This window comes from Natronococcus pandeyae, from assembly GCF_008122205.1.
GTDB classification, from domain to species: Archaea; Halobacteriota; Halobacteria; order Halobacteriales; family Natrialbaceae; genus Natronococcus; species Natronococcus pandeyae.
Genome location: NZ_PHNJ01000001.1, coordinates 505,040 through 529,404, shown reverse-complemented (window position 1 = coordinate 529,404; position 24,365 = coordinate 505,040). Strand labels below are relative to the sequence as shown.

Here is a 24,365-nt window from a genome sequence, read left to right as displayed (position 1 = left end):
CGCGCGTACTTATGGGTGAAGGATACACGCAAGATCGGGCGTTACCGCTGCAGCGCGTCGAGCCGCGTCGCGGCGAACGGGACCAGCATCTCCTCGCGCGTGAGCCCGCCGTGCATCCCGATCAACGTCATCTCCTCCCACCACAGTCCCCGGTTCCGGTGGACGGCGATCAGGTCGCCACACCGGCGCTCGAACAGCGACGACGGCGTTCCCGGCCCGAACAGGCCGCGCTCGAGCGCCTCCTCCCGCGTGAACGTTCGCCCCACCAGATTCGATTCGACGATCTCGCGCGCTTCCTCGAACCGGTCCGGCTGAACGTGAACGTGGACGTTCCGTGGGCTGCCGGTGGGGAGACGCGGCTCGCCCGCGGCGTCGCGGCGGAACGTCTCCCGGAGCGCCGGCCACTCGTCCCACTCGGTCGTCTCGACGTTCTCCTCGGGGACGGTGTCGACGATCCCGTGGTCGGCCGTCACCAGCAGCAGGGTTCGCTCTGCAACGTCGGGGTCGAGTCGGTCGACCAGTTCGTGGCGCAGGCGCTTGAGGATCGCGTCGAGGGTCGTCCGGTAGCGTTCGGTCCCAGTCCCCTCGGCGTGCGAGATGGCGTCGATGGTCGGCTCGTAGGCGTAGACGTAGGTCGGATCGGACGAGTCCTCGAGAGTCCGTCGGATCGTCACCGCGAGATCGGCCACGGTGTCGTACCCCACCCGCTCCGCGCCGGCGGTGGTCGCTCGCGTATATCCCGACTCGACGAACTCGTCGGGCTGGATCGCGTAGCTGTCGATCCCCGCCTCCCGTGCGCCCTCGTAGACCGTCACCGTCTCCCCGTCGAACAGCTCTCGCGTGTCCGACGCTGGCGACGCGTCCGCGAGCGATTCGCCCTCGAGAGTCTGGAACGGGAGCGTCTCGATAATTTGCTCGGCGGACTCGAGATACTGGAACCAGCCGAGCAGTCCGTGCTCGACCGGCGACCGACCGGTGTGGACGGTCGTCAGCGCCGCAGCCGTTTCCGAGGGGAAGATCGACGTCAGCGGCGTCACCGTGCCGCGATCGGTGAGCGCCGAGAGGAGCGTTTGCTCCTCGTGGTAGCGCTGCCAGTGCTCGTAGCCGAAGCCGTCGAGGAGAAAGAGAACGACGTTGTCGACGTCCGTCTCGACGCCCGCGAAAACGTCGTCGGGGAGCCTGGCGTCGAAGCCGTCGTCGAGCACCGACAGGGCCGTCTCGGGGACGTTCGCGAAGCAGTAATCCTCGTAGGACGGGGCCCAGTAGCCGTCTTCAGCCCGCTCGGCGAGCGACTGTGCGACGCGGTCCTGGAGCATGGCACCGCCTACGTGCTCACTGTAGTAAAGTGACGCCCGCCCGGATCCGTCAGTCGCTCCGGTCGAGCGTCGCCCCCAGTTCCTCGAGCGTGTCGAAGAAGTCGGGGAACGAGACGTCGACGTGTTCCGCGCCCGCGATCGTCGTCTCGCCGTCGGCGACCAGTCCGGCGAGCGCGAGCGCCATCACGATGCGGTGGTCGCCGCGACCGTCCACTCGGACACCCTCGAGATCCGACTCGTCGCCGTGGACCGTCAGTGCGTCCTGCTCCTCCGTCGTCTCGACGCCCATCTTCCCGAGTTCCTCGGCCATCGCGCTCACGCGGTCGGTCTCCTTGTAGCGGACGTGTTCGGCGTCGGTGATGTGGGTATCCCCGTCGGCGACTGCACCGAGCGTCGCGATCGTCGGGAGGAGGTCCGGCGTGTCCTCGACAGAGACTTCGATTCCCTCGAGGGCAGCGGTCGAAACGTCGATCGTCCCGTCCTCGCGGTCCCAGTCCACGTCGGCACCCATCCGCTCGACGATATCGACGATCGCCGTGTCGCCCTGCGCGCTCGGCTGTGCGCCCTCGACGCGGACGCCCTCGTCGCCGGCGATCGCCCCCGCCGCGAGCAGGTAGGAGATCGACGAGAAGTCGCCGGGAACGCGGTACTCGCCCCCTGCGGGGTCGTAGCGCTGGCCGCCCTCGACCGCGAAGCCGGCGTCGGTCTGGCGGGCCTCGACGCCGAAGTCCTCGAGCACTTCGATCGTGACGTCGACGTAGGGCGCGGACTTGAGTTCGGTCTCGAGATCGATCTCGAGCCCCTCCTCGGTGACGGCGCCGGCCATCAGCAAGGCGGTGATGTACTGCGAGGAGACGTCGCCGGGAATGGAGACCTCGGTGCCCGTGATCGGTCCGGTAACGACCAGCGGTGCCTGCCCGTTCCCGCGGGTGCTGTAGGCGTCGCCGCCCAGGTCCGCGATGGCCTCGAGCAGCGGCCCCTGTGGCCGGCTTCGGAGCGAGGAGTCGCCGGTGAGGACCGACGTTCCGTCGGCGAGTGCTGCTGTGGCCGTCACCAGCCGCATCGTCGTCCCGCTGTTCTCGCAGTCGATGACGTCCGCCGGAACCCCGGGCTGGCCGTCGAAGCCCTCGATCTCGAGGGTCCCGTCGTCGGTTCGGTCGACGTCGCCGCCGAACAGGTCGACGGCGCCGGCGGTCGCTTTCGTGTCGGCGCTCCAGAGCGCGTCCTGGACGGTCGCGCCGTCCGCGTAGCCGGCGGCGAGGATCGCCCGGTGTGTGTAGCTCTTCGACGGCGGTGCCCGTGCTCGTCCCTGCACTCGAGACGGCGAGATCGTGACGTTCATACTGGCCTCTGGGAAGGGCCGCCCTATCACGGTACCGATGCTGGTGATATTCCGTGACGAGGAGTTCTCGAGTCGGTCGGACTGCCGCCGCCGATTTCGGGTCGTTGGTGGGCGACTTCGAGGGGCTGTTACGCAGGGAGTGCGAACGTAACGCTACGATCGTTGTCAAATAGCGATAGTGTTTAGCGGATCGTGCTGAATAGAGGGCGCGAATGCAACACAGAGGGTACGTTGAATCCACGCTGTACGTAGGTCGATACAGGCACCAGACCGTGCACAGTGTCGCGCTGAAGGTTCTCTACTCGCGGAAATCGGTAAACGGATCAGTGACGGGGTGATCCGTTCGCTGGTTTTCCATCTGTTCGAGAACCGGTGTTAATTCGTCGAACCGGGGACCTCTCGCTACAAGACAATCCTCTGGATTCCATTCGATAAATCCATACTTTGCCAGCTTGGGAAGGTGAACACGGTGTTTCTGGATGAGTTCCGTGTCTGCTCCGGGGATCTCCAACTGCCCCGATAAAACCTGATCGAGGAGTGCGTCGTGGGCCTCGATCAGTTCCCGGGACGTGTCGGATAGGTCTGATACCCGTTGCAGATCGCTGTCCAGTAAGTCGACGAGCAGTTGACGCCGCTGTCCGTCTGCCAGCGCATCGAATACGTCATCGTCTTCCACCACCTCGCCCTGGTGATGCTGATCTGAGGAATGCGCAATCATGTATGGTATCACGTGCCACACACGGAAGAGTGCCTGTTACGTCCACAGTTACATGCGCTTCGGATTAAACAGGGTACAGCCGAGAGATGCGGGAAAGAACAGTATTCAGATGATCACGATCTCTCGGCTCCATCCACTCACTCGACGCTACTCCCGTGGCGCACGGAGTATAGTAATAACTGAAACTGTTTGCACACCGATCGCACGACGGGAGCGCACTGACCTCCAGTGGCTACTATAGCTGTTTTTCGACACGTATGTCTCTCTTCTGGGCCTCTCGACGAGACATGCTCGTGGCGTGTTCTGGCACGATACTCGGAGAGGAGAGACGTCCAGAAGGATACGGCAGGATATACGCGCCGGGCGATCAGTCCTCGAATAGATCCTTTCCGAAGTGATCGAACGGTTGAACGTGGAACTCTTTGATGACCTGACTGGAGACGATTTCGAGACCGAGGTTCTCGATTCCCGTGAGGGTCTCATCTGCCATATTGGAATCGACGGCCACCGACTCAATGTGGACGTTGTGGGTGCCAGTTGTCATCTCACGAACGTTGATCACGCCGGAGAGATCTAACGCCTTCTCGGCCAGCTCGGCTCGTTTTGCAACCGGCGCTCGACACACGATGAACAGATGGAGTTCGAATCCCGCCTCTTCGTAGTCGATCTCGGGGTGATAGCCACGAATCACGCCCTCCTCGAGGTACTCGATGCGGTTTCGCACTGTGCTGGCCGAGGTTCCGACCATATCGGCCATATCTGCGGCTGTAGCTTCCCGTGCATTCTTCTGGAGAAGGTGGAGAATACCTCGGTCGACGTCGTCGAGATTGTGAACCATAGAGACGAATACGGGCACCACTCGAAAGTGGTTTTTTCCAGTCATCTTGTACGATGGGCACTTCCAGCGAGCGGGTGATTCGGCGCGGAATGGGAGGAACGAACGTGGAGAGATTGCTGCATGCATCCACTCAGCACGTCGTTTCTGGCAGCTATCGGCAATGTAAATGGTTGCTCCGGTAACGCCTTCGCCTATACGAACCGGCTGTTTCGATGGCCGGTCCGAATAAATCGTCGTACTACTGCCGACTATTATTACAGGAAAGGCGTTCTGCTCGCACGAACACACGGAATTTCCACATCCACCCCGACCGATTTCTGCTCACGGGCACTGCGGGACGGCAACGCCGTCCCGACAGTCGCGCCACGCCGTGGCGCGCCTCACCTTACGAGGCACTCGCTTCACTCGTGCCTCGCTCCGCTCGACGCGGCTCAGCACGCGCCACGAAGTACGGACGGACCTTCTACTGTCCTGGCCCGCCGACGACGGCGTCGCGCTCGCGCTCGCTCTTCTCGGTCGTCGTCGCCCGCTTCTCGACGACGCAGTCCTCGAGGACGAGCACGTCCAGGCCCATCCCGTAGAAGTCCTTGATCGCCTCAGTCGGCGTGTTGACGATTGGCTCCCCGTGGTCGTTGAACGAGGTGTTCAACACGGCCGGGACATCGGTGATCGACTCGAACTCGGAGATCAGCCGGTGGTAGCGGGGATGCTGCTCGCGGTTGACCGTCTGGGGTCGCGTCGAGCCGTCCGCCGGGTGGATCACGGCCTCGAGGTCGTCGAGTTTCTCCTCGCGGACGTCGAACGTGTCGATCATGAACGGCGCCCGTTGGCCGTTGACGAGGTAGTCAGGTGCCGCCGACTCGAGCAGCGAGGGGGCGAACGGTCGCCACTCCTCGCGATGTTTGACGTACTTGTTGACCCGGTCGCGCGACTCTGCAGTGCGCGGATCGGCGAGGATACTGCGGCCGCCCAGCGCGCGTGGCCCCATCTCCATCCGTCCCTGGAACCAGCCGACGAGGTCCCCATCGGCGAGGCGTTCGGCGACGTACCGCTCCAGGTCGTCGGGCTTCCCGTACTCGATCTTGTTCGTCTGGAGCAGCGACTCGATCTCGTCGGTCCCGTACTCGGATCCGAAGTAGACCGTCGATTGAGAGTCGACGTTGGTGGGTCGCTGGTCGAGCCAGCCCGCACCGAGTGCGAGCCCCGCGTCGTGGGCGACCGGCTGGACGAACGTGTCGTCGACGGCGTCCAGTTCCCGGACCCGCTTGTTGAGTTTGCAGTTCAGCGCGACGCCTCCCGCCAGCGCGACGTTGTTCGACTGGGTGGCGCCGAGGTAGGCTTCGACGATCTCACGGACCGTCTCCTCGAGGAGTTTCTGTGCCGTGTGTGCGAGGTCTTTCTCCCACTGGTCGAACGCGCCGGGCTGGTCCTTACTCGGTCGGTCGAACGCTTCCTCGAGTTGCTCGACGCCGTAGCCGGTCCCCCACCGTTTCGTGAGTGCCGTTACGTCGTAGTCGACCCCGGTGTCGATCAGCCCGCGAAGCGTTCGTTCGATCTCCGGTCGGCGGTTGCCGTAGGGTGCCAGCCCCATCACCTTCCCCTCGCCGTTGAACATCCGATAGCCGAGATACTCGGTCACGATCGCGAAGAACAGCCCGAGACTGTTCGGATGCTCGTAGGTGCGGATGCGCGACAGCCCGTCTTCGGTCCCTCGCCAGATGGCAGTCGAGTCGTACTCGCCTTTCGCGTCGATCGTCAGTACGAGTGCGTCGTCGAACCCGGACGGGTGAAACGCGCTCGCCGCGTGACAGCGGTGGTGCGAGCGGCACTCGACCGGAGGAACCGGCGTTCCGATCGACTCGAGGTGGGACTCGACCTCCCGCGTCGGCAGGAACTGACTCCGGAACTCGTCGACGACGGTTTGCTCGAGTGCGGACACCTTCCTCGCGATCCCGGGTGCCGTAACTGCGTCGACGAGATAGTGGCGTCGAATTCGCGAGCGCAGTCTCGGATCGTACGGCAGCAGAATCCGCTCGAGATCGGCAAGATCGAGGTCACGGTACTCGAGACACGCGCGGATCGCTTTCTCGGGAAACGTGTCGACGGCATGTTTGTCCCGCGTCAGCCGCTCTTCTTCGATCCCAAAGATGGGGGTTCCGTTCTCGAAGAGGACGGCGCTTGGATCGTGTTGACCGTACAGTCCGATCGCGGGTTTGCAGGCGAGGGTATATGATGACATACTCATACGTAACGGGAGGACTCGTTTACCCACTCTGTGTGGGGGGCTCAAAATCCCCTCGAAAGTTCTCTCGGTCAGAAAAACGTGGATTATATACACCAGACGGTGCGAAAAACAGCTGTGCATACAGATCGCAGGTGTGACACCGGTTCTGTTCTCGATCTGCTGGCGGATCCGTACGCACGGAAGATTCTGACCGCAGCCAACGAAGAGCCGATGACTGCCAAAGCACTCAGTGAGGCGTGTGATGCGTCGCTGCCGACGGTCTACCGCCGCGTCGCCACGCTCGACGATCACGGGCTGCTCGAGGAGGAGACGGTCGTCGATCCCGACGGCTCGCATCGAAGCATCTACCGGACGACGGTCGAGTCCGTTCGCGCGACCTTCGACGGCGACGAACTGACCGTCGCCGTCGATACCCGGGACGAACTCGCCGACAACTTCGCCGACCTCTGGAGCGACCTCCGGGGTGGGGACTGATGGCCTCGAGTGTCGCTCTGGCGACGCCGGTTGGACTCACGGCGGGTCTCTCGATCGCGTACGGCGCGAAACTGGTCGTGCTCGCGTTGAGCCTCAGCATCGCCTACCTCGCGTACCACGGCTACCGCCGAAACGGCAACGAGCCGATGCTGTACGTCTCCGGCGGATTCGTCTTCATCGGGACGGGTGCGATCTGCGAGGGGATGCTCTACGCGCTGGGAGGAGTGTCGATCTCTGCGGCCGGCGTCGTGCAGGCGGGGCTCGTCTCGATTGGACTGACGCTCGTCCTCGTCTCCTTGCGAAAGGGAACGTAGCGGCCAGTCGTCTCGCACGCGGCCAGCGGCTGCCGTTCCACAATCCACGCAATTATGTGGAACGGTTGCACAAGCCCCCACATGGAGATCGATCTCACGCCGCTTCTTGCCACCCTCGAGGAGGAGGGAGTAGACGGCTACCTCATCGACGACGACGCCTCGGACTCCGATCAACGGTACGTCTCCGGCTTTACCGCGCCGGACGCCTACCAGACGCTGGTGACCGCCGACGGCGACGTCCATCTCCTCGTTTCGGGTCTCGAGTACGGCCGGGCGACGAAGGAGGCAGAAGCGGACTCCGTTACGCGACGCGCCGCGTACGACTACCAGGAACTGCTCGCCGAGTACGGCTCGTACGAGGGAACGGTTCGAACGATCGCGACCTTCCTCGCGGATCACGACGTCGATTCGATCGCCGTCCCGCGGAACTTCCCGACGGGGACCGCGGACGGCCTCCGAGAGCAGGACCTCGAGGTCACGGTCGAGTCCGAAGGCGTCGTCGAGGGCATTCGAGCGAGGAAAACCCCCTGGGAGACGAACCAGATCCGGGCGACCCAGGAGGCCAACGAGGCCGCGATGGCCGTCGCCGAGGAACTCATCGCGACGGCCGAAATCGAGGACGACGGCACCCTCGTCCACGGCGACGAGCCGCTGACCAGCGAGGACGTCACGGAGGAGATCGAAATCACCCTCCTGCGACACGGCTGCGCGCTCGACGAAACGATCGTCGCCTGCGGCCCGGATGGCGCCGACCCGCACAACCGCGGCAGCGGCACCCTCGAGGCGGACGAACTGATCGTGATCGACATCTTCCCGCGGGACAAGGAGACCGGCTACTTCGGGGACATGACCCGCACCTTCGCCCGCGGTGATCCGGGCGAGGAGGCCCGCCGGCGCTACGAGGTCACCGAGGAGGCGTTCGAGGCCGCCCTCGAGACCGTCGAGGCCGGCGTCACCGGCTCGGACGTCCACGACGCGGCCTGTGACGTGATCGAGGAGGCCGGCTACGACACCCTCCGGAGCGATCCGGAAGCCGAGACGGGCTTCATCCACAGCACCGGCCACGGCGTCGGGCTGGACATCCACGAACAGCCGAGCGTCGCCCCCACGGGCGGCGAACTCGAACCGGGTCACGTGATCACGATCGAGCCCGGCATCTACGACCCCGAGGTGGGCGGCGTCCGCATCGAGGACCTCGTCGTCGTCACCGAGGACGGCTACGAGAACCTGACCGAGTACCCGATCGAGCTATAGTAGCCACTGAAAGTCAATGCACACCTGATCGCACGACGGCTGTGCGATCAGTGTGTAAATCGTTTCAGTTGTTACTATAGAACCGGCGGCCACGTAACTGCAGCCGGCGATCCGTACCGAGACGGCCACTCTCGAACCTGATCCCTGATACTACTCGACCTGACGAGCGGGAGGGGACGAGGTGATCGAAGGGACGTTCCCGGAACCCATACCGCTCGAACGTTCGGAACGCCCGGTTCGGCCGGTTTCACCGCGAGAAGATAGCACTGACTGGTCAGAGTTGGTGGTTATACAGAGTGGTGTGGAGGTGCGGTATATGAGCCCGAAGTCGAAACCGACAGCAGAGAGACACCAGTTCCAGTTTGCGACCGATACTGCGGATCCGACGGTGGCCCTGGCCGAGGCGATCGCGTCCGTGACCGATCGAGACCCACTCGATCTTCCTCCGCTCTACGAGACGGTGGATACGATAGCGTTCGGACGGCTCGTCTCGAGCAGCGACGATGTGACGATCTCCTTCGAGGTCGACGGCCTGGACGTTCTCGTCGACGGCACCGGGAAAATCGTTGTTGCCGGCCAGTAGCGTGGACAGCGGAGGCGACAATCGCCCGTTCCTGATCAGGACCCGAGCGCGATCTGTTCACCGACGCCGAGCCCGTTTCGCAGTGCCGCGTGAAGCCGTCCCTCACCGGCGACCCAGTCGCCGACGCAGTACAGTCCCTCCGACTCCGCCTGTCGTAGCGGTTCGGTCGCGACGCCCGCCTCCGGCAGGGCGTACCGCCAGCCCTGGTGGTCGGTCCAGTCGGGATCGGTGAGGCGGTCGTCCTCGAGCAGTCCGGCGGTGAGCGCCGCGAGTTCCGCGAGGTTACGCTCGGGTTCCTCGTCGGCGTGTTCGACCGACCACTCGTGGTTCGCCTGAACGATCAACAGCGATTCGCTGTCGGGGAGGTGACCGGGCTTGCACTCCTCGCGACCGACCCAGCCTATCTCGTGGTCCTTGTCCACGTTAACCAGCGCGTAGTAGGGTGTCTCGAGTTCGAACGGGTAGTGAAAGACCCCCGTCCAGACCCGCCGATAGGGGACGTCCTCGACGGCTTCGACCAGCGGTTCGCGACAGTCCGCCTCCCAGGCGGCCGACCGCAGCAGGTCGGCCGTCTGCGGTGCCGGCGGATTGAGGAGCACGGCGTCGTACGGGCCCCAGCGCTTCCCGGTGGCGTCCTCGAGGTGCCACGTCCCGGCGTCGGCGTCGCGCACGACGCGCTCGACGCGAGTCTCTCGGTGGATCGTCGCGCCGGTGCGACCGAAGAGCCGCTTCCCGAGTTGCGTCAACCCCTGTCGGTAGGTCCACTTGTGCTCGTCGGCGTCGCGTCCGGGCGAAATCTCTCCCTCGCGGTCGAAGGTCCAGACCGGATCGGTGATATCGACGAGGCCGTCGCTCGAGAGCGTCTCCGTGAGGAGTTCGACGACGCGCTCGTCGTCCGATTTGACGTAGTTCGCGCCGTAATCGTAGACGACGTCGTCTCGCCGCCGGGTCGCTGCCCGGCCGGAGAGCCCGCGGGACTTTTCGAGCACCGTCACCGAGACGTCGGTGGTCGATTCCTCGATTTCGAAGGCCGCCGCGGCCGCACCGACTCCCGCGCCGACGATCCCGATCCGTTCCATACGCACAGTTCGAGTCGAACGCTGAAGTACCCTCACGCAGCCGGCAAACGGCGCCGGCTCGTCGCGTTCGTTCACCGCCTGCGTTCACGGGTACGACACACGTGATCGAATCGCAAGACGGCAACGCTTTCCCCCGAAATACGACGGCTCGATCGTCGAGCGCTGTCACTCGTCTGTTCACACATTCTGGCCACAGGCATATCCGACTGGCAGTTCGTTGTCCCGTTACGGAACGATCGCGTACCGTGTTTCCATTTCCGATCATGGAGGAGATGGTGGATGCATCGTCGTGCTTCCGTGACGCGATCCATTCGCGTGGCCGTTACGCGGGTCTCACGTCGAACAACCCGCGTTCCGCAACTCGAGTCACGCTTCCCATGACCTCCGACACCAACCATACGCAGCAGAATTCGAACGGTGATTCGGTTTCCCCCGACAGCATCGAGGCGGCCGACTCGAAACTCGTCATCGAGTTCACCGTCCCGACCGACGCGTTCGTCCTGGCGGAGACGTTAGCTGCCGTTCCCGATCACGTCGTCGAGTTCGAACAGCTCGTCCCCTCCGAGGGGTCACCCCTTCCGTACCTCTGGGTGAGGGGTGCGTCCGAGGCGTTCGAGGAGGCTGCAGCGGCCGATCCGACGACTGACAGCATCCAGCGAGTTGCAACGTTTTCCGAGGACGCACTCTATCGAGTCGACTGGGCCGCGTCGTCAGCCAACATCCTCCAGTGGATACGATCCCGCGACGCGACGGTTCTCCAGTCGGAGGGACAGGATCACGAGTGGCTGCTCAAACTGCGCGTCGAGTCTCGAGAGACGCTCGAGGACCTGCGGGCGTACTGTAACGACCACGATATCGCGTTTCACGTCGTCCGGCTCTACGATCTGGAGGAACCGAAGATGGGGCAGTTCAACGTGACGGCAAAGCAGCGCGAGGCGTTGATCACCGCCGAGGAGCTCGGACACTTCGAGATACCCCGTGACGCCACGCTCGAAGACGTCGCCGCCGCCCTCGACATCTCGCCGAAAGCGACGTCGGAACGGCTCCGTCGCGGTCAGACGAATCTCGTGAACAATACCCTCACGATCGGACAGCCGACCGGCGTCGGACTGGGCTGACGAACCGCGAGGAGCCGCGTGATATATAAGTGCGTTCGATTGTGGAGCCACCTCGTTTTCGTACCCGAGCTATTCTCTCCGGTGAAATGTTCGAACGCGTCACCAGTAGTTTATCTCACGTATCTGTAAGAAGAGAGGGAGTTAGCCCCTCTCGAGATGACCGGTGGTTCGATGAGTGAGCCGGAAAAGCAAAAGCTCGCGGCGAACTGCGTGTCCTGTGGAAACGTCTACGCTGCCCACCGGTGGCCGGACGGGACGATTCTTCCGATCGGACAACGAAAGGGTTGCGAGTGCGGATCGGCCGAGTTTCAGCCTATCAACGACGAAGACGGTCCCGCTTTTTCAGGTGCCGAACGATCAGAGACGTTGGGAGGCGACTGACCATCTCGGCTGGCGGAAAAGAACGAGACCATACGAACACGGAGTCTACTGCCTCCGTCGAGACCGACGGAAGCCACTCAATCGGGTGCGAGCCAGCCCAACGTATCCTCGCGCGAGAGTTCGTCGTCCTCGCCCCGCTCGATCTCGACGAGTTCCCCATCGGTAGGGGCCGGCACGTCGATACTGACCTTCTCGATCTGGATCTCGCAGACCGTTTCTCCTTCGTCGACCTGCCGGCCCTCCCGTGCGAACCAGTTGACGACGACGGCGGTCTCGTCCGCCTCGGCGTCCTCGGGCCAGACGTCGGCTGCCGCGACGGCGACCCGGTCTTCGTTCCCGCTCATGGTTACGATCGTGCGGAGCGGATCGCGGCTTCGATGTCCTCGGTCCCCGGAATCACCTCGTCTTCCATCGGTCGGGCGTACGGGAGCGGGACGTCCGGGACGGCGACTCGCTCGACGGCTTCGAGGTCGGCCAGTCCCTCCTCCGCGACGCGCGCGATGATCTCCCCGGTGACGCCGTAGGAGCGGTAGTCCTCGTCGACGACGACGAGCCGTCCCGTCTTCTCGACCGAGTCGAGGACCGTCTCGGTATCGAGCGGCACGAGCGTCCGGAGGTCGATCACCTCGGCGTCGATTCCGTCCTCGGCCAGGTCGTCGGCTGCCTCGAGCGCCCGGTGGACGTGCAGGCCGAGCGTGACGACGGTAACGTCCTCCCCCTCGCGTTTGACGTCGGCGCTGCCGAAGGGGATCGTGTAGGGTTCGTCCGGAACGGGCGTCTTCGGACCGTCCGGCGCGGGCATCCAGCCGATCCCCATCAGGCGCTTGTGGAACATGTAGACGACCGGATCGTCGTCGCGGATGGCGTTGTGCATCAGCCCCTTGGCGTCGTAGGCCGTCGAGGGGACGACGACTTTCATCCCCGGCAGATGGGCGAAGGTGCCGTAAAGCGTCTGGGAGTGCTGGGCCGCGTCGTTGTACGTCCCGCCGACGGCCGCCGTCAGAACCATCGGAACGTTCACGCTGGCGCCGCTCATGTAGGTGTTCTTCGCCATCTGGTTGTAGATCTGGTCCATACAGACGCCGAAGAAGTCGACGAACATCAGCTCCGCAATCGGACGCATCCCCTGCTGGGCGGCGCCGACGGCGGCGCCGATGTACGCCGTCTCGCTGATCGGGACGTCCATGATCCGGTCGCGACCGAACTCCTCGAGCAGCCCCTGGGTGCTGTCGAAGATGCCGCCGTAGTCGGCGACGTCCTCGCCCATGTAGAAGACCTCCTCGTTCTCGCGCATCTCGTGGCCGATCGCCTCGACCATCGCGCGGCTCATCGTCAGTTCGCGTTCGACCGCCTGCTGGGATTCCTTCTGTGCCATCAGTCGTCACCTCCGGCGAGTTCGTGGCTCGGTTCCTCGGTCGTCACGCCCGACGGCGGGTTGACGAAGACGTCCTCGTAGGCCTCTTCGGGCCCGGGTTCCGGCTGGTCTTTGGCCCACTCGATCGCCTCGTCGACCCGGTCGCGGGCTCGCTCGCGGATCTCCTCTATGTCGTCGTCCGCGACGCCTTCGCTCCGCAGATCGGCCGCGAGCCGCTCGATCGAATCCCGTTCCTGTGCCGCCTCCTTGTCCTCGTCCGGCCGGTAGCTCTCGGGATCGCCCATGAAGTGACCCATCCGGCGGTGAACCTGCACCTCGAGCAGCGTCGGACCGTTGCCCGCTCGAGCCCGCCCAATCGCCTCCTTCGCGGCGTCGTAGACCGCTGTCGCGTCGTCGTAGTCGACGCGAACCCCTGGCATGTCGAAGCCGCCGGCGCGCTGGGAACCGTCGTCGACGTCGGTGACGCGATCCTTCGGCATGCTGATCGCCCAGTCGTTGTCTTCGACGACGAAGATGACGGGAAGCTCCCGGACGGCCGCCAGGTTGAGCGACTCGAGGAACGCGCCCTGACTGATCGCGCCCTCGCCGAGGAAGGCGACGGCCACGCTGTCCTCGCTCCGTTTCGTCGCCGCGAGACCCGCCCCGACCGCCGGCGGACAGCCCTGCGCGATGATGCCGCTACAGGCGAAGTTCACGTCCGGATCGAACAGGTGCATGTGGCCGCCCTTGCCCTTGCTCAGACCGGTTCGCCGCCCGAAGATCTCCGCGGTCATTCGCTTCAGGTCGACGCCCTTCGCGATCGCGACGTGGTGTGGACGGTGGGGTGCCGTCACGGTATCTGAATCCCGGAGATGCCGGCAGACGCCCGCCGCGGCGGCCTCCTGGCCCGCCGCGAGGTGTAACTCACCCGGAATCGGGCCGGCGGAGATGTCGAACGCCGGCTGTTTCCCCTCCAGATACTCCTCCTGGAGGCGCTCCTCGTAGTACCTCGCCGTAACCATGTCCTCGAACATGGACTGTAACTCGTTAACAGCCACCATGATATCCATCGGAACGATTCGACACGAACGATCATATAGTTGATCGTGCCTCGCGACTCGCGAGGGTTCGAACCTCGCCTCGAGACCGTCAGGAACCGGTCTGTCGGGTCACCAGCACGATTTTGGGACGGAAAGCGGTCGACGAAAATCGCACCCTCGAGTCGCGTCCGGCTACCGAAGGCCGGCGATCACGAGGCCGAGACCGAGGACGGTTCCGGCGACGAGAAGCGCCGCTCCGGCGGCGCCGAGCATCTCGGCCGACGTCCAGCCGAGGAGCTGTTCCTCGTACCGCATCGCACCCGCGGAGAAGAGCAGCGAGAACCCGGCTCCGAACATCATCGTCGCGAGATCAACGCCGAACGGATTGCCGATGTCGACCATACGAGTAGTGGCCAGCCTGCGGGAATAGGAACCGGGCCGTCGTTCGCAGCCGATACTAGTCCCGTCGAGACATTCGCGACGAGTCGGACGTTCGCTCGAAAAGCGGCTGCAGGGCGATCGGCGAACCGGATGCGTGAGTTACTCGTCGTCTTCGTCGTCGCTCTCCCCGTCTTCGTCCTCGTCGTCCGGTTCCTCCTCCTGGACCTCTCCCTGCTCGTCGCCCGGTTCGTCGTCCTCACCCTCCTCGGGGTGGCCGCCGGTCTGCTCCTCGTCGTCGACCGGGCCGCCGCCACCGCCGTTCGAACCGTCGACCTCGTCCGGATGTTCGGGTTGTTCGTCGTCGTCGGGAGTTTCGTCGTCGTCGTCGCTACAGCCCGCGAGGGCGGTGATCGAGCCCGCTGCAGCGAGGCCGGAGAGTTCGAGCGTGCGCCTGCGGTCGAGTTCCGTCGATGAGTCGTCCGTCATAGAATCTATCGGTAGTTGCCGATTCGGAGGCATATCGGTCGTGCTTGCGACGATGCACGGTCGCCGGGTGCGAGACGACCGCAGGACGGTCTCGCGAACCGATCGATCGAACGCCTTTTGCAACGCCGACGGGTATCACAGCCCAATGGACGTACTGATCGTCGGTGCGGGATCCATGGGGACGTGGTTCGGGGATGCCGTCGACGCCGACGTCACCTTTGCCGACGTCGATCCGGATGCCGCGGCCGCGGCCGCCGCCGCCACCGGCGGCGACGTCACCGATCTCGAGCGCGACGACGCCTACGACGTCGTCTGCATCGCGGTACCGCTCGGATACGCCGCGGATGCGATCGCCGAACACGCCCCTCGCGCGCGGCGGGCGATCGTCGACGTCTCGGGCGTGATGGCCGAACCGCTCGAGGCGATGGCTCACCACGCGCCGGACAGCGAGCGCGCGAGCCTCCACCCGCTGTTCGCACCCGAGCGCGCTCCCGGTTCGATCGCGGTCGTTCGCGAGAACGAGGGCGCGACGATCGACGCGTTGCTCGAGGCGCTCGAGCGCCGGGGTAACGATCTGGTCGAGACGACGGCAGCGGAACACGACGAGGCGATGGAGACGGTCCAGGCGACGACCCACGCCGCCGTCCTCTCGTTCGCGCTGGCCGCCAACCGCGTTCCCGAGGGGTTCGAGACGCCGATCTACGACGAGTTACGGACGCTGGCAGCACAGATGACCGAGGGAACGCCGCGGGTCTACGCGGACATTCAGGAGACGTTCGACGGCGCCGAGGACGTCGCCGACGCCGCCACGGCGATCGCCGACGCCGACCCCGACGAACTCGAGTCGCTGTACCGGGAGGCCGCCCGACGAGTGCACGGCGACGACACGAGAGAGGAGTGAGAACACATGACTGATCAACGCGAAGCCATCCGCTCGAACGCGAAGTACCTGCGAAACGTCCGACCGATCGACCCCGACGAGATCTGCGACTACGTCGACGGCAGCCCGCATCCGGCGGTCGTGCGCCAGCACCTCCGCGAGGAGGCCGTCGACCTTGACCTGATCGAGCGCGAGGACGGGACGTTCGTCCCCGTCGGCGACGAGCCGGTTCGACCGAACCGGGGGCCCGTCGAGCGCTTCCCCAAGTCGTACGAGCGCCGACTCGAGGACCTGCTCGTCGAGCGCTACGGCGTGAACTGGCACGAGGACGCGACGGGCAACCTCCTCCGGTCGACCATCCGCCGGTTCAAGTCGCGCTACCTCGAGGGTCGTCACGTCGAGTACGACGACGACGTCGCTGCGGGATACGCGATCTACCACCTGCCGGGCTACTACGCCGCCGTCCAGTACGCGCTCGACGACCTGGCCGAACGTGGTCTGCTCGGTCGAAAGCTTCGCGTGCTCGACATCGGCGCGGGCGTCGGCGGCCCCGCCCTCGGACTCTGTGACTACCTCCCCGACGACGCCCTGCTCGAGTACCACGCGGTCGAGCCCAGCGCGGCGACGGACGTCCTCGAGGAGTTGCTCGCGGGCACGGGCCGGAACGTCCACACGTCGGTCCACCGGACGACGGCCGAGGCGTTCGATCCCGAGACGGCTCTCGAGGACGATGCGGACGAGTTCGACCTCGTGCTCGCCTGCAACGTCCTGAGCGAACTCGAGGATCCCCGCGCCGTCGCGGAGTCGTCCCTCGAAGTGCTCGCACCCGACGGAACCTTCCTCGCGATGGCGCCGGCGGACAAGAACACGAGCGTCCTGCTCCGGGAGGTCGAACGCGACCTCGAGGGGGCGCGGATCGACACGGGATCGAGTGATGCGGACGCAGATACGAGCGTGGACGCAGACACGGACGCAGACGCGGAGAACGAAGCCGAACCGCACGGCGAGGTCACCGTCTACGGACCGACCGTTCGTCTCTGGCCCGGCGAGACGCCGTCGGATCGCGGCTGGTCGTTCGACGTCCGTCCGGATCTCGAGGTGCCCTCGTTCCAGCGGCGACTCGACGAGGCGACGCCCGAACACGACGAGGAGCACGCACCCGGCGAGTTCGTCAACGTCGACGTCCAGTTCTCCTACTCGCTGTTGCGACTCGACGGCCGCCGCCGAATCGCCGTCGACCTCGAGACGAGCGAGCGGGCGAAGATGGCCGAGATGGAGCGCCACGTCACGAACCGGATCGACCTCGCCGCGGCGAAACTCAGCCGATCGCTGTCGGAGGCCGGCGGCGACGACGACCGACCGGGATCTGGCAACTCGAACCCGCTGTTCAAAATCAGCGACGGCAGCGAGACCGTCGACCACTACGCCGTCCTCACGAGGGAGACCTCGCTCAACCGGGCGCTGCTCGAGGCCGACTACGGCGACGTGCTCTCCTTCGAGCAGGCGCTCGTCCTCTGGAACGACGACGAGGAGGCGTACAACCTGGTCGTCGACGAGGAGACGATCGTCGATCGGGTCAGCTGAGTCGCCGCCCCTGTCCTGCATTCCGGAGCGTTTTTCGCGCCTCCGTCCGACGACGTCGATATGAGCGACGACCTCGAGATCCTGCTGACCAACGACGACGGGATCGATAGCACCGGCATTCGGGCGTTGCACGACGCCCTCTCCGAGCACGCGAACGTGACCGTCGTCGCACCGGCGAACGACCAGAGCGCCTGCGGTCGATCGATCTCCCACGCTGTCGACGTCCGGGAGCACGAACTGGGGTATGCGGTCGACGGGACGCCCGCCGACTGCGTGGTCGCGGGACTGGCAGAACTCGGTCCCGAGCCGGACATGGTCGTCGCGGGCTGCAACAAGGGTGCGAACCTCGGCGAGTACGTCCTCGGCCGTTCGGGGACGATCAGCGCGGCCGTCGAGGCCGCGTTCTTCGACGTCCCGGCCATCGCGACGTCGCTGTACGTCCCCGTCGACGACACGCCGTTCGACGAGATCGACGTCGGACCGGCCGACTTCGAGGAGGCGACTCGCGTGACCTCCTACCTCGTCGAACACGCCCTCGAGACGGACCTCTTCGACCACGCCGCGTACCTGAACGTCAACGTGCCGCTGCCCGACACCGATCCGGCACCGATCGAGATCACCGAACCGTCGAAGCGCTACGAGATGGGCGCCAGACGCGACGGCGACGTCATCCACCTCACGGATCGCGTCTGGGAGTCGATGGACCCCGAGACGATACCGGATCCCGACGGAACGGACCGCCGGGCCGTCGCGGAGGGGCGAATCAGCATCTCGCCGCTGACCGCCCCACACTCGACGAACCACCACGAGACCCTCGAAGCGCTCGCAGAATCCTACTTCGAGACCGTCGCCGCGGCTGACCGCTGACCGCCTCGAGCGCATCCCGCCAGCGTTCCAGAACCGGGAAGATATGTACGTCGCCGCTCAATCGTGTCGTGTGACAACCGTCGAAATCGAGTACTGCGTTCCGTGCGGGTTCCTCTCCCGCGCCGAAGACGTCCAGCGCGCACTGTTGACGACGTTCCGGGAGGACCTCGAGGCGGTTACGCTCCGAACCGGCGACGACGGCGTCTTCGTGGTTCGGGTCGACGACGACGTGGTGTTCGATAAGAGCGAGGATCCCTACGACGTCGACGAGATCGTTCGCAAAATTCGTGCGTACGTGTGACACGATTGAATCCGCACCGACTCGTGATGGAGATAACCAACTTGCGGTTCGCAAGGCCGTCGCTATTCCACAGCGGTAGCGTGGATACAAACCGAACTCGACAGCGGGCCAAGTATATAGCTGGCTGAACATAAGACCAAGGTAGGTAGACGTTCAAGCAGCGATAGTCCGAACGAGGGTGACCCAATATGGTATTCAGTACACTCTGGACGCGTCTCTCGTCTCTCTGGTCCGGCGACTCTGCCGACGAGGAGACGAGAGATGCGTCCACGACGGAAGCACCGGAGGAATCGATCGAAGAAAACGCGGACGAGACGCTGAGTTACGCGGAGCAAATCGAGTACGGGACCGAGGAGCGGGACCTTCCGGACGACGACAAGATTCTCCGATTGCTCGTCAAACGTGGTGGGCGGGTCGACGAGTCGACCGTGCTCGAGGAAACCGGCTGGTCGGAGGACCACCTGGCCAGCGTCATCGATCGTATGGAAGACGAAGATCAGGTCAGTGCGATCACCGTCGGCCGAAAACGCGTGATCTGTCGTCGCGGCTTCGAGCCGAAGGGATATCGTTCCCACCTGAACGAGTAATTTGTCGAGCAACGGTCGTGTTCTCTGTCTGCTACCGGAAGATAGCCTGCTAGCCGCGATGGTCTCCTTCGATGCCGGTACCGAACGGAACCGCTCGAACGAAAGACGGAGTCGCGCATAGACGAGGCGGCGCACGAACGCCACGTTCGTATTTGGCAGTGACCACTTCAGCGAACTCTACTCGGACTCGCACCGCTGCGTCTCGTCATCGCTATCGTCGCCAGCGTCTTCGGCGCGACAGCTATCGCCGGACTGACCACATCGACCGCCAGGACCGCGGGGCTGGTTCTCGTCCTCGCAGTCGTCTCGCTCCCCCTGTAAACCATCGGCTCCCGACACGACTCTATCAGCCATTCGTCGCGGATCCGTTACCGGGGAGCGAGGCGTCGTGCTCGTGGACTAGAGGGCCGGCGATCCACCGATCAGTGCGATCAGCGAGAACGGATCCGCGAGCTGTGAGACGGGGTAACCGATACCAGTTACTCCTGCACGGCAACACCTAACACGGAAGGGGTTGAATATACTGGTTGTATATTACAATGACCGAGATCGGCGGATTTCAGGACAACGTCGCACGGATCGACCTCAGCGAAGGGGAGGTGAACCACGAGCCGATCGACGAGGAGGACGCACGGAAGTACATCGGCGCTCGCGGACTCGGAGTGAAGTACGTCTTCGAGCAGGGACCCGACGTCGACCCGCTCGGGCCGGACAATCTTCTCGCGTTCATGAACGGCCCGCTGTCGGGGACACAGGTGACGATGAGCGGTCGGATCGCCGTCTGTACGAAGTCGCCGCTGACCGGCACCGTCACCGATAGTCACCACGGCGGCTGGTCGGGTGCCCGGCTGAAGTGGGCCGGCTTCGACGGCTTGCTGGTCGAAGGCGAGGCCGACGAGCCCGTATACGCCGTCGTCGAGGACGGCGAGGTCGAACTCCGGGACGCCTCACACCTCTGGGGGAAGGGTGTCCACGAGACTCGAGACACGCTCGAGGAGGAGGTCGACGGCTCTTACGGCAAGAACCTGAGCCTCATGGCGATCGGTCCCGGCGGCGAGAACGGGGTCCGCTACGCCTGCATCATGAACGAGGACGACCGGGCCTCCGGCCGCGGCGGCACCGGCTGCGTCATGGGCTCGAAGAATCTCAAGGCGATCGTCATCAAGTCGAACACGAAGATGCCCCAGCCTGCCGACCCGGAGACCTTCAAGGAGGGTCACCAGCAGGCGATGAAGGCGATCACCGAGTCCGACGTCACTGCGCCCAACGAGGGCGGGCTCTCGATGTACGGGACGAACGTCCTGATGAACATCACCGAAGAGATGTCAGGGCTGCCGACGCGCAACGGAAAGTACACTTCGACGGGTGACGCCGTCGCGGACGGCTGGGCCGACGACGAGTTCGACGCCGAGAACGTAAGCGGTGAGAACGTCCGGGAGAACATCCTCGTCGACGAGCCGACCTGTCACTCCTGTCCGGTCGCCTGCAAGAAGGAAGTCGAGGTGCAGGCGATGCACAAGGGCGAGGAGATGAACGTCCGCATGGAGTCCTACGAGTACGAATCCGCCTTCGCACTCGGTCCGAACTCCGGACACACCGAGCGCGACGACATCGCGCTGATGATCGACCGCTGTAACGACATGGGCGTCGACACCATCGAGGTCGGCAACATGATGGCGATGGCCATGGAGATGACCGAGGAGGGGAAACTCGAGGACGTCGGCGAGTTAGACTGGGGCGACTCCGAGACGATGGTCGAGATGATCGAGCGCATCGCCCGCCGCGAGGACGACTTCGCGGACCTTCTCGCCGAGGGCGCAGAACGGGTCGCCGAGGCCCGCGGCGCCGAAGACAACTCGCTGGCCGTGAAGGGACAGACCATCCCGGCGTACGACCCACGTTGTATGAAGGGGATGGGCATCGGCTACGCCACCTCGAACCGCGGCGCCTGTCACCTGCGGGGCTACACTCCCGCCGCCGAGATTCTCGGCATTCCGGAGAAGGTCGACCCCTACGAGTACGAGGGCAAGGGCGAACTCACCGCCGAGTTCCAGGATCTGCACGCCATCTCCGACTCGTTCGACATCTGCAAGTTCAACGCCTTCGCGGAGGGAATCGAGGAGTACGTCTCCCAGTACAACGGGATGACCGGCTTCGACGTTACCGAGGACGAACTCATGGAGACCGGTGAACGGATCTACAACTTAGAGCGCTACTACAACAACCTCGCCGGCTTCGACGGCGCGGACGACTCGCTTCCCGCACGATTCCTCGAGGACGGCATCCGCGGTCAGGGCGCCAGCGAGGGCGAGTACTGCGAACTCGAGGAGATGAAAGAAGAGTACTACGACCACCGCGGCTGGGTCGACGGCGTCGTCCCCGACGAGAAACTCGACGAACTCGAGATCGAGATCGGTCCCGGAACCGGCGTCAGTAGCGGCGACGGCGGTGCCGCAGCGCCCAGCGACGACTGATCGCATCGATCTTTTCGCGGGCCGTCGACCGAATTCGGACCGCGACCGATCAGATCAGGAGCAGTAACGAATGAGCGAGGGCGACATTCCACGGCTGGCGCTGCTCGACGAGTTGGCCGATCGCATCCTCGAGCACGCCGCGGACGAACTCGAACCCGAGCGCACGACGCTCGAGGTGACCGGCTACGCCGACGGCGATTACGAGATCGGCGCCTACGAGACGGTCGAGATCCGGAGCGATCCAGAGCGCGGCGAGGTCTGGGAGCGGGTCGAGATCCGATACAATCGCCAGCGAGAGTGGATCCAGCGCTACCAGTACGCCGAGGCCGAAGGCGGCCGGTTCGACGAGCGCGTTACGGACCTCGAGGCCTACCCCGATCCGGTAGCGCTGGCGGAGTACGACGACGAGTGACGATCTCGGGGTGTCGGTTTGGCGGGTGTGGGTACTCGAGCGCCGGTCTCCGGGCGCTGTCTTCAGAGACTGTTCCGAACCCGGACAGATGATCAGAAGACATATGTTCGTCGTGTTGAGATACGCGAGCAATGCATCCTCCCGCGTCACGCACCGCTCCGTCGCGACCGGTGGTCGACTCCCGCGACGGCGGCCCTGGTCGCCACGCACTGCTCAGTACCGCAGCCGGTATCGAACTCGATCGGTGATCCCCAGATGAGCACTTTCGTCGTCGACCTGACCAACGGCGTCCAGAAGACGTTCGAACGCGTCGAACAACTCGAGGCGGACTGGATCCGGTGTACCAGGTCGCGAACGGAGACGAAGCCCCACCACGCCGGTGACGAGACGACGAAGTACTATCCGCTGGTGGACGTCGAGTCGATTCGAACCGTCCGGTAGTCGCGTTTCGTCGTGTTTCGGTCGTTCGTTTTTGACCGTCCTCTGGTCTCGTTTCGGTTTCCGGTGTCCCGGTTTTCGGCTGGTCCGTTTCTCGGTCGTCGGTCGGTGTGGTTCGTCTCGAGAGAACCTGGACCGACCTCGTGGCCGGCGGGATCGGCTCCCGTGACCGGTCGCTCCCCAGGTGTGGCTGTTCAACTCGGTCGGTTATCCAGACCGGGACTGGAGAACCGACGATGAACGTTCCTCCCGATCGACTCCTGATCATGTTCATCGTCGCGACCGGATTCGCCGTCCTCGTTGGCGGCTGGGCGGGTGGACTCGTCCGCGCGGAAACTGGCGGCCTGGAAGCGATCGGATTGCGGATCGGGCTCGGTATCGTCTTCTTCGCCGTTTTGCTCGGCCTCTGGCAGGTGTTTCGAGGGATCGACGAAGACTCGAGTTGACGAACGGGTTGGAGAGGACTCGAGGGAACAGCGCTCCACACCGCCGTGAATCGACTCGTCCGGTTCTTTTCGGGGACGTGCGTAACATTCCTTGTCGCTGCCGTTCGTTGCTCCGGTATGGATACGAGTCGTGCTGGCGCGCGGGAACGCGACGCAGCAGATCCGCTCGCGGCGTTCGCCGACCGCTTCGACGTCCCGGGACTGTACATGGACGGCAACTCGCTGGGGCCGATTTCCCAGGACGCGGAGCGAACGCTCGATCGAGTCCGCGAAGAGTGGCGCGAGCGGGCCATCGGCGGCTGGACCGACGGCGATCCCCCCTGGTTCGAGTACGCAGAGGCCCTCGGCGACCGCCTCGCCCCGCTCGTCGGGGCCGACAGCTCCGAGGTCGTCGTCGCCAACTCGACGACGGTCAACATCCACACGCTGATCGACACCTTCCTCGAGGACGGGACGGTCGTCGTCAACGAACTCGACTTCCCGACCGACCACTACGCGATCCGGGCACAGTTGCGACGGCGAGGACTCGACCCCGACGAGCACCTGGTCGTCGTCGAGTCCCGCGACGGCCGCACGATCGACGCGGACGACGTGATCGACGCGCTTTCCGAGGACGTCGACGTACTCTTTATGCCCTCTGTGCTCTACCGCTCGGGACAGTTGTTCGACCTCGAGCGACTGACGAGCGCGGCCCACGACCACGGCGCACTCGCCGGGTTCGACCTCGCCCACTCCGTCGGCGTCGTCGACCACGCGCTCGGCGAGATCGGCGTCGACTTCGCCGTCTGGTGTCACTACAAGTACTGCAACGCCGGCCCGGGTGCGCCCGCGGGACTGTACGTCGCCGAACGCCACTTCGACCGCCGGCCGGCGCTACCGGGCTGGTGGGGCCACGAGAAGGAGACGCAGTTCGAACTGCGCCAGACCTACACCCCTGCGCCGGACGCCGGCGCCTACCAGATCGGAACGCCGCCGGTGCTCGCGATGGCGCCGCTCGAGGGCGCCCTCGAGACCATCGAGGCCGCGGGTATCGAGGCCATCCGCGAGAACTCCCTCGAGTTGACCGAGTACCTCATCTCGCTCGCCGACGAGCGACTGCCGGAGTGTACCGTCGGGACGCCGCGGGAACCTGCTCGGCGAGGGGGCCACGTGGCGCTCGAGCACCCCGACGCCTACGGGGTGTGCCACGCGCTGAAGGAACGCGACGTGGTGGTGGACTTCCGGCCGCCGAACGTAATCCGGGTCTGTCCGTCGCCGTTGTACACGAGTTTCGAGGACGTGTATCGGGTGGTCGAGGAGTTCGTGGAGGTTCTCGAGGAAGGGGAGTACGAGGGGATCGAACCGAAAGACGCCGACGTCACCTGATGGCGCGGTACCTCGTCGCCGGCGTTCCGGCCGTCCAGGGGAGGGACGCGACGGATCCCGCGACGCTCGCGACCCCACGCAGATGTCC

Annotated in this window: 26 protein-coding genes; 15 read left to right on the top strand and 11 right to left on the bottom strand. The window is 64.7% G+C overall.

The genetic code is table 11. The features are described 5' to 3' along the window. Positions 1-41: 41 nt before the first annotated feature. The 5 genes from CV102_RS02665 to CV102_RS02645 all read right to left on the bottom strand — a co-directional run bounded on the left by CV102_RS02665 (position 42) and on the right by CV102_RS02645 (position 6,453). Entirely contained in the window at positions 42-1,316 is a 1,275-nt protein-coding gene (locus tag CV102_RS02665) for an alkaline phosphatase family protein (RefSeq protein ID WP_148856289.1), read from the bottom strand. A gap of 49 nt (positions 1,317-1,365) precedes the next feature. Then, positions 1,366-2,658, bottom strand: coding sequence for a 3-phosphoshikimate 1-carboxyvinyltransferase (gene aroA / locus CV102_RS02660; protein WP_148856288.1), 1,293 nt, complete (start codon positions 2,656-2,658; stop codon positions 1,366-1,368). 298 nt (positions 2,659-2,956) lie between these two features. Beyond that, complete coding sequence (locus CV102_RS02655) at positions 2,957-3,376, bottom strand: hypothetical protein (RefSeq protein WP_148856287.1); 420 nt, start codon at positions 3,374-3,376, stop codon at positions 2,957-2,959. A 367-nt stretch (positions 3,377-3,743) separates the two neighbouring features. Further along, positions 3,744-4,340 carry an Lrp/AsnC family transcriptional regulator gene (locus tag CV102_RS02650; RefSeq protein WP_233710615.1) on the bottom strand — a complete coding sequence of 199 codons (597 nt, stop codon included), beginning with the start codon at positions 4,338-4,340 and terminating at the stop codon, positions 3,744-3,746. Between the two features lie 337 nt (positions 4,341-4,677). Further along, positions 4,678-6,453 (bottom strand): carbamoyltransferase family protein, encoded by a 1,776-nt coding sequence (locus tag CV102_RS02645; protein ID WP_148856286.1) that lies wholly within the window; start codon positions 6,451-6,453, stop codon positions 4,678-4,680. A gap of 36 nt (positions 6,454-6,489) precedes the next feature. Here CV102_RS02645 and CV102_RS02640 point away from each other — a divergent pair, with 36 nt between their 5' ends. The 4 genes from CV102_RS02640 (at position 6,490) to CV102_RS02625 (ending at position 9,084) form a co-directional block, all read left to right on the top strand. After that, positions 6,490-6,933: an ArsR/SmtB family transcription factor gene (locus CV102_RS02640; RefSeq protein WP_306438827.1), complete on the top strand. Its 444-nt coding sequence runs from the start codon at positions 6,490-6,492 to the stop codon at positions 6,931-6,933. Continuing rightward, positions 6,933-7,247, top strand: coding sequence for a DUF7521 family protein (locus tag CV102_RS02635; protein ID WP_233710614.1), 315 nt, complete (start codon positions 6,933-6,935; stop codon positions 7,245-7,247). The genes CV102_RS02640 and CV102_RS02635 overlap by 1 nt, the downstream gene beginning before the upstream one ends. 81 nt (positions 7,248-7,328) lie before the next feature. Further along, positions 7,329-8,501, top strand: a complete 1,173-nt coding sequence (locus tag CV102_RS02630) for a M24 family metallopeptidase (protein ID WP_148856284.1) — start codon at positions 7,329-7,331, stop codon at positions 8,499-8,501. 181 nt (positions 8,502-8,682) lie between these two features. After that, positions 8,683-9,084 carry a HalOD1 output domain-containing protein gene (locus CV102_RS02625; protein WP_148856283.1) on the top strand — a complete coding sequence of 134 codons (402 nt, stop codon included), beginning with the start codon at positions 8,683-8,685 and terminating at the stop codon, positions 9,082-9,084. Between the two features lie 35 nt (positions 9,085-9,119). On the opposite strand, the gene CV102_RS02620 is transcribed toward CV102_RS02625, so the two are convergent. Then, positions 9,120-10,163: an NAD(P)/FAD-dependent oxidoreductase gene (locus tag CV102_RS02620; protein WP_148856282.1), complete on the bottom strand. Its 1,044-nt coding sequence runs from the start codon at positions 10,161-10,163 to the stop codon at positions 9,120-9,122. A gap of 377 nt (positions 10,164-10,540) precedes the next feature. Between CV102_RS02620 and CV102_RS02615 the strand changes: the two genes are divergently transcribed. Next, complete coding sequence (locus tag CV102_RS02615) at positions 10,541-11,281, top strand: bacterio-opsin activator domain-containing protein (protein ID WP_187432841.1); 741 nt, start codon at positions 10,541-10,543, stop codon at positions 11,279-11,281. Between the two features lie 458 nt (positions 11,282-11,739). Here the strand turns inward: CV102_RS02615 and CV102_RS02605 are convergent, their stop codons facing one another. The 5 genes from CV102_RS02605 to CV102_RS02585 all read right to left on the bottom strand — a co-directional run bounded on the left by CV102_RS02605 (position 11,740) and on the right by CV102_RS02585 (position 14,923). Next, on the bottom strand, positions 11,740-12,006 hold the full coding sequence (locus CV102_RS02605; RefSeq protein WP_148856279.1) for a lipoyl domain-containing protein: 267 nt from the start codon (positions 12,004-12,006) through the stop codon (positions 11,740-11,742). 2 nt (positions 12,007-12,008) lie between these two features. Further along, positions 12,009-13,037, bottom strand: coding sequence for an alpha-ketoacid dehydrogenase subunit beta (locus tag CV102_RS02600; RefSeq protein ID WP_148856278.1), 1,029 nt, complete (start codon positions 13,035-13,037; stop codon positions 12,009-12,011). After that, complete coding sequence (locus tag CV102_RS02595; RefSeq protein ID WP_148856277.1) at positions 13,037-14,050, bottom strand: thiamine pyrophosphate-dependent dehydrogenase E1 component subunit alpha; 1,014 nt, start codon at positions 14,048-14,050, stop codon at positions 13,037-13,039. Before CV102_RS02595 ends, CV102_RS02600 begins: the two co-directional genes overlap by 1 nt. 198 nt (positions 14,051-14,248) lie before the next feature. Beyond that, positions 14,249-14,458: a hypothetical protein gene (locus tag CV102_RS02590; protein WP_148856276.1), complete on the bottom strand. Its 210-nt coding sequence runs from the start codon at positions 14,456-14,458 to the stop codon at positions 14,249-14,251. Positions 14,459-14,596: 138 nt separating this feature from the next. After that, complete coding sequence (locus CV102_RS02585; RefSeq protein WP_148856275.1) at positions 14,597-14,923, bottom strand: hypothetical protein; 327 nt, start codon at positions 14,921-14,923, stop codon at positions 14,597-14,599. Between the two features lie 145 nt (positions 14,924-15,068). Here CV102_RS02585 and CV102_RS02580 point away from each other — a divergent pair, with 145 nt between their 5' ends. From CV102_RS02580 to kynU, 10 genes are all read left to right on the top strand, one after another. Beyond that, positions 15,069-15,824: a prephenate dehydrogenase/arogenate dehydrogenase family protein gene (locus tag CV102_RS02580; RefSeq protein ID WP_148856274.1), complete on the top strand. Its 756-nt coding sequence runs from the start codon at positions 15,069-15,071 to the stop codon at positions 15,822-15,824. A gap of 6 nt (positions 15,825-15,830) precedes the next feature. Then, positions 15,831-17,387, top strand: a complete 1,557-nt coding sequence (locus tag CV102_RS02575; protein WP_148856273.1) for a small ribosomal subunit Rsm22 family protein — start codon at positions 15,831-15,833, stop codon at positions 17,385-17,387. A 60-nt stretch (positions 17,388-17,447) separates the two neighbouring features. Then, positions 17,448-18,254, top strand: coding sequence for a 5'/3'-nucleotidase SurE (gene surE / locus CV102_RS02570; protein WP_148856272.1), 807 nt, complete (start codon positions 17,448-17,450; stop codon positions 18,252-18,254). A 70-nt stretch (positions 18,255-18,324) separates the two neighbouring features. Continuing rightward, entirely contained in the window at positions 18,325-18,555 is a 231-nt protein-coding gene (locus CV102_RS02565; RefSeq protein ID WP_148856271.1) for a SelT/SelW/SelH family protein, read from the top strand. A gap of 188 nt (positions 18,556-18,743) precedes the next feature. Next, positions 18,744-19,142 carry a helix-turn-helix transcriptional regulator gene (locus tag CV102_RS02560; RefSeq protein ID WP_148856270.1) on the top strand — a complete coding sequence of 133 codons (399 nt, stop codon included), beginning with the start codon at positions 18,744-18,746 and terminating at the stop codon, positions 19,140-19,142. Positions 19,143-19,681: 539 nt separating this feature from the next. After that, positions 19,682-21,616, top strand: a complete 1,935-nt coding sequence (locus CV102_RS02550) for an aldehyde ferredoxin oxidoreductase family protein (protein ID WP_148856269.1) — start codon at positions 19,682-19,684, stop codon at positions 21,614-21,616. Between the two features lie 70 nt (positions 21,617-21,686). Further along, positions 21,687-22,028 (top strand): hypothetical protein, encoded by a 342-nt coding sequence (locus CV102_RS02545; RefSeq protein ID WP_148856268.1) that lies wholly within the window; start codon positions 21,687-21,689, stop codon positions 22,026-22,028. A 255-nt stretch (positions 22,029-22,283) separates the two neighbouring features. Continuing rightward, a complete protein-coding gene (locus CV102_RS02540; protein WP_148856267.1) occupies positions 22,284-22,469 on the top strand; it encodes a hypothetical protein in 186 nt (61 codons plus the stop codon). A gap of 233 nt (positions 22,470-22,702) precedes the next feature. Beyond that, positions 22,703-22,912 (top strand): hypothetical protein, encoded by a 210-nt coding sequence (locus CV102_RS02535; RefSeq protein WP_148856266.1) that lies wholly within the window; start codon positions 22,703-22,705, stop codon positions 22,910-22,912. A gap of 117 nt (positions 22,913-23,029) precedes the next feature. Further along, positions 23,030-24,277, top strand: a complete 1,248-nt coding sequence (gene kynU, locus CV102_RS02530) for a kynureninase (RefSeq protein ID WP_148856265.1) — start codon at positions 23,030-23,032, stop codon at positions 24,275-24,277. Positions 24,278-24,365 lie beyond the last annotated feature (88 nt).

Excerpts from the sequence above, each read along its gene's own strand:
- CV102_RS02600 (WP_148856278.1), bottom strand. The coding sequence starts at position 13,037 with ATGGCACAGAAGGAATCCCAGCAGGCGGTCGAACGCGAACTGACGATG.
- CV102_RS02575 (WP_148856273.1), top strand. The coding sequence starts at position 15,831 with ATGACTGATCAACGCGAAGCCATCCGCTCGAACGCGAAGTACCTGCGA.
- CV102_RS02590 (WP_148856276.1), bottom strand. The coding sequence starts at position 14,458 with ATGGTCGACATCGGCAATCCGTTCGGCGTTGATCTCGCGACGATGATG.
- CV102_RS02635 (WP_233710614.1), top strand. The coding sequence starts at position 6,933 with ATGGCCTCGAGTGTCGCTCTGGCGACGCCGGTTGGACTCACGGCGGGT.
- CV102_RS02665 (WP_148856289.1), bottom strand. The coding sequence starts at position 1,316 with ATGCTCCAGGACCGCGTCGCACAGTCGCTCGCCGAGCGGGCTGAAGAC.
- CV102_RS02605 (WP_148856279.1), bottom strand. The coding sequence starts at position 12,006 with ATGAGCGGGAACGAAGACCGGGTCGCCGTCGCGGCAGCCGACGTCTGG.
- CV102_RS02645 (WP_148856286.1), bottom strand. The coding sequence starts at position 6,453 with ATGTCATCATATACCCTCGCCTGCAAACCCGCGATCGGACTGTACGGT.
- CV102_RS02655 (WP_148856287.1), bottom strand. The coding sequence starts at position 3,376 with ATGATTGCGCATTCCTCAGATCAGCATCACCAGGGCGAGGTGGTGGAA.
- CV102_RS02650 (WP_233710615.1), bottom strand. The coding sequence starts at position 4,340 with ATGCATGCAGCAATCTCTCCACGTTCGTTCCTCCCATTCCGCGCCGAA.
- CV102_RS02595 (WP_148856277.1), bottom strand. The coding sequence starts at position 14,050 with ATGTTCGAGGACATGGTTACGGCGAGGTACTACGAGGAGCGCCTCCAG.
- aroA (WP_148856288.1), bottom strand. The coding sequence starts at position 2,658 with ATGAACGTCACGATCTCGCCGTCTCGAGTGCAGGGACGAGCACGGGCA.
- CV102_RS02620 (WP_148856282.1), bottom strand. The coding sequence starts at position 10,163 with ATGGAACGGATCGGGATCGTCGGCGCGGGAGTCGGTGCGGCCGCGGCG.
- CV102_RS02560 (WP_148856270.1), top strand. The coding sequence starts at position 18,744 with ATGGTATTCAGTACACTCTGGACGCGTCTCTCGTCTCTCTGGTCCGGC.
- CV102_RS02535 (WP_148856266.1), top strand. The coding sequence starts at position 22,703 with ATGAACGTTCCTCCCGATCGACTCCTGATCATGTTCATCGTCGCGACC.
- CV102_RS02580 (WP_148856274.1), top strand. The coding sequence starts at position 15,069 with ATGGACGTACTGATCGTCGGTGCGGGATCCATGGGGACGTGGTTCGGG.
- CV102_RS02545 (WP_148856268.1), top strand. The coding sequence starts at position 21,687 with ATGAGCGAGGGCGACATTCCACGGCTGGCGCTGCTCGACGAGTTGGCC.
- kynU (WP_148856265.1), top strand. The coding sequence starts at position 23,030 with ATGGATACGAGTCGTGCTGGCGCGCGGGAACGCGACGCAGCAGATCCG.
- CV102_RS02630 (WP_148856284.1), top strand. The coding sequence starts at position 7,329 with ATGGAGATCGATCTCACGCCGCTTCTTGCCACCCTCGAGGAGGAGGGA.
- CV102_RS02585 (WP_148856275.1), bottom strand. The coding sequence starts at position 14,923 with ATGACGGACGACTCATCGACGGAACTCGACCGCAGGCGCACGCTCGAA.
- surE (WP_148856272.1), top strand. The coding sequence starts at position 17,448 with ATGAGCGACGACCTCGAGATCCTGCTGACCAACGACGACGGGATCGAT.
- CV102_RS02615 (WP_187432841.1), top strand. The coding sequence starts at position 10,541 with ATGACCTCCGACACCAACCATACGCAGCAGAATTCGAACGGTGATTCG.
- CV102_RS02550 (WP_148856269.1), top strand. The coding sequence starts at position 19,682 with ATGACCGAGATCGGCGGATTTCAGGACAACGTCGCACGGATCGACCTC.
- CV102_RS02540 (WP_148856267.1), top strand. The coding sequence starts at position 22,284 with ATGAGCACTTTCGTCGTCGACCTGACCAACGGCGTCCAGAAGACGTTC.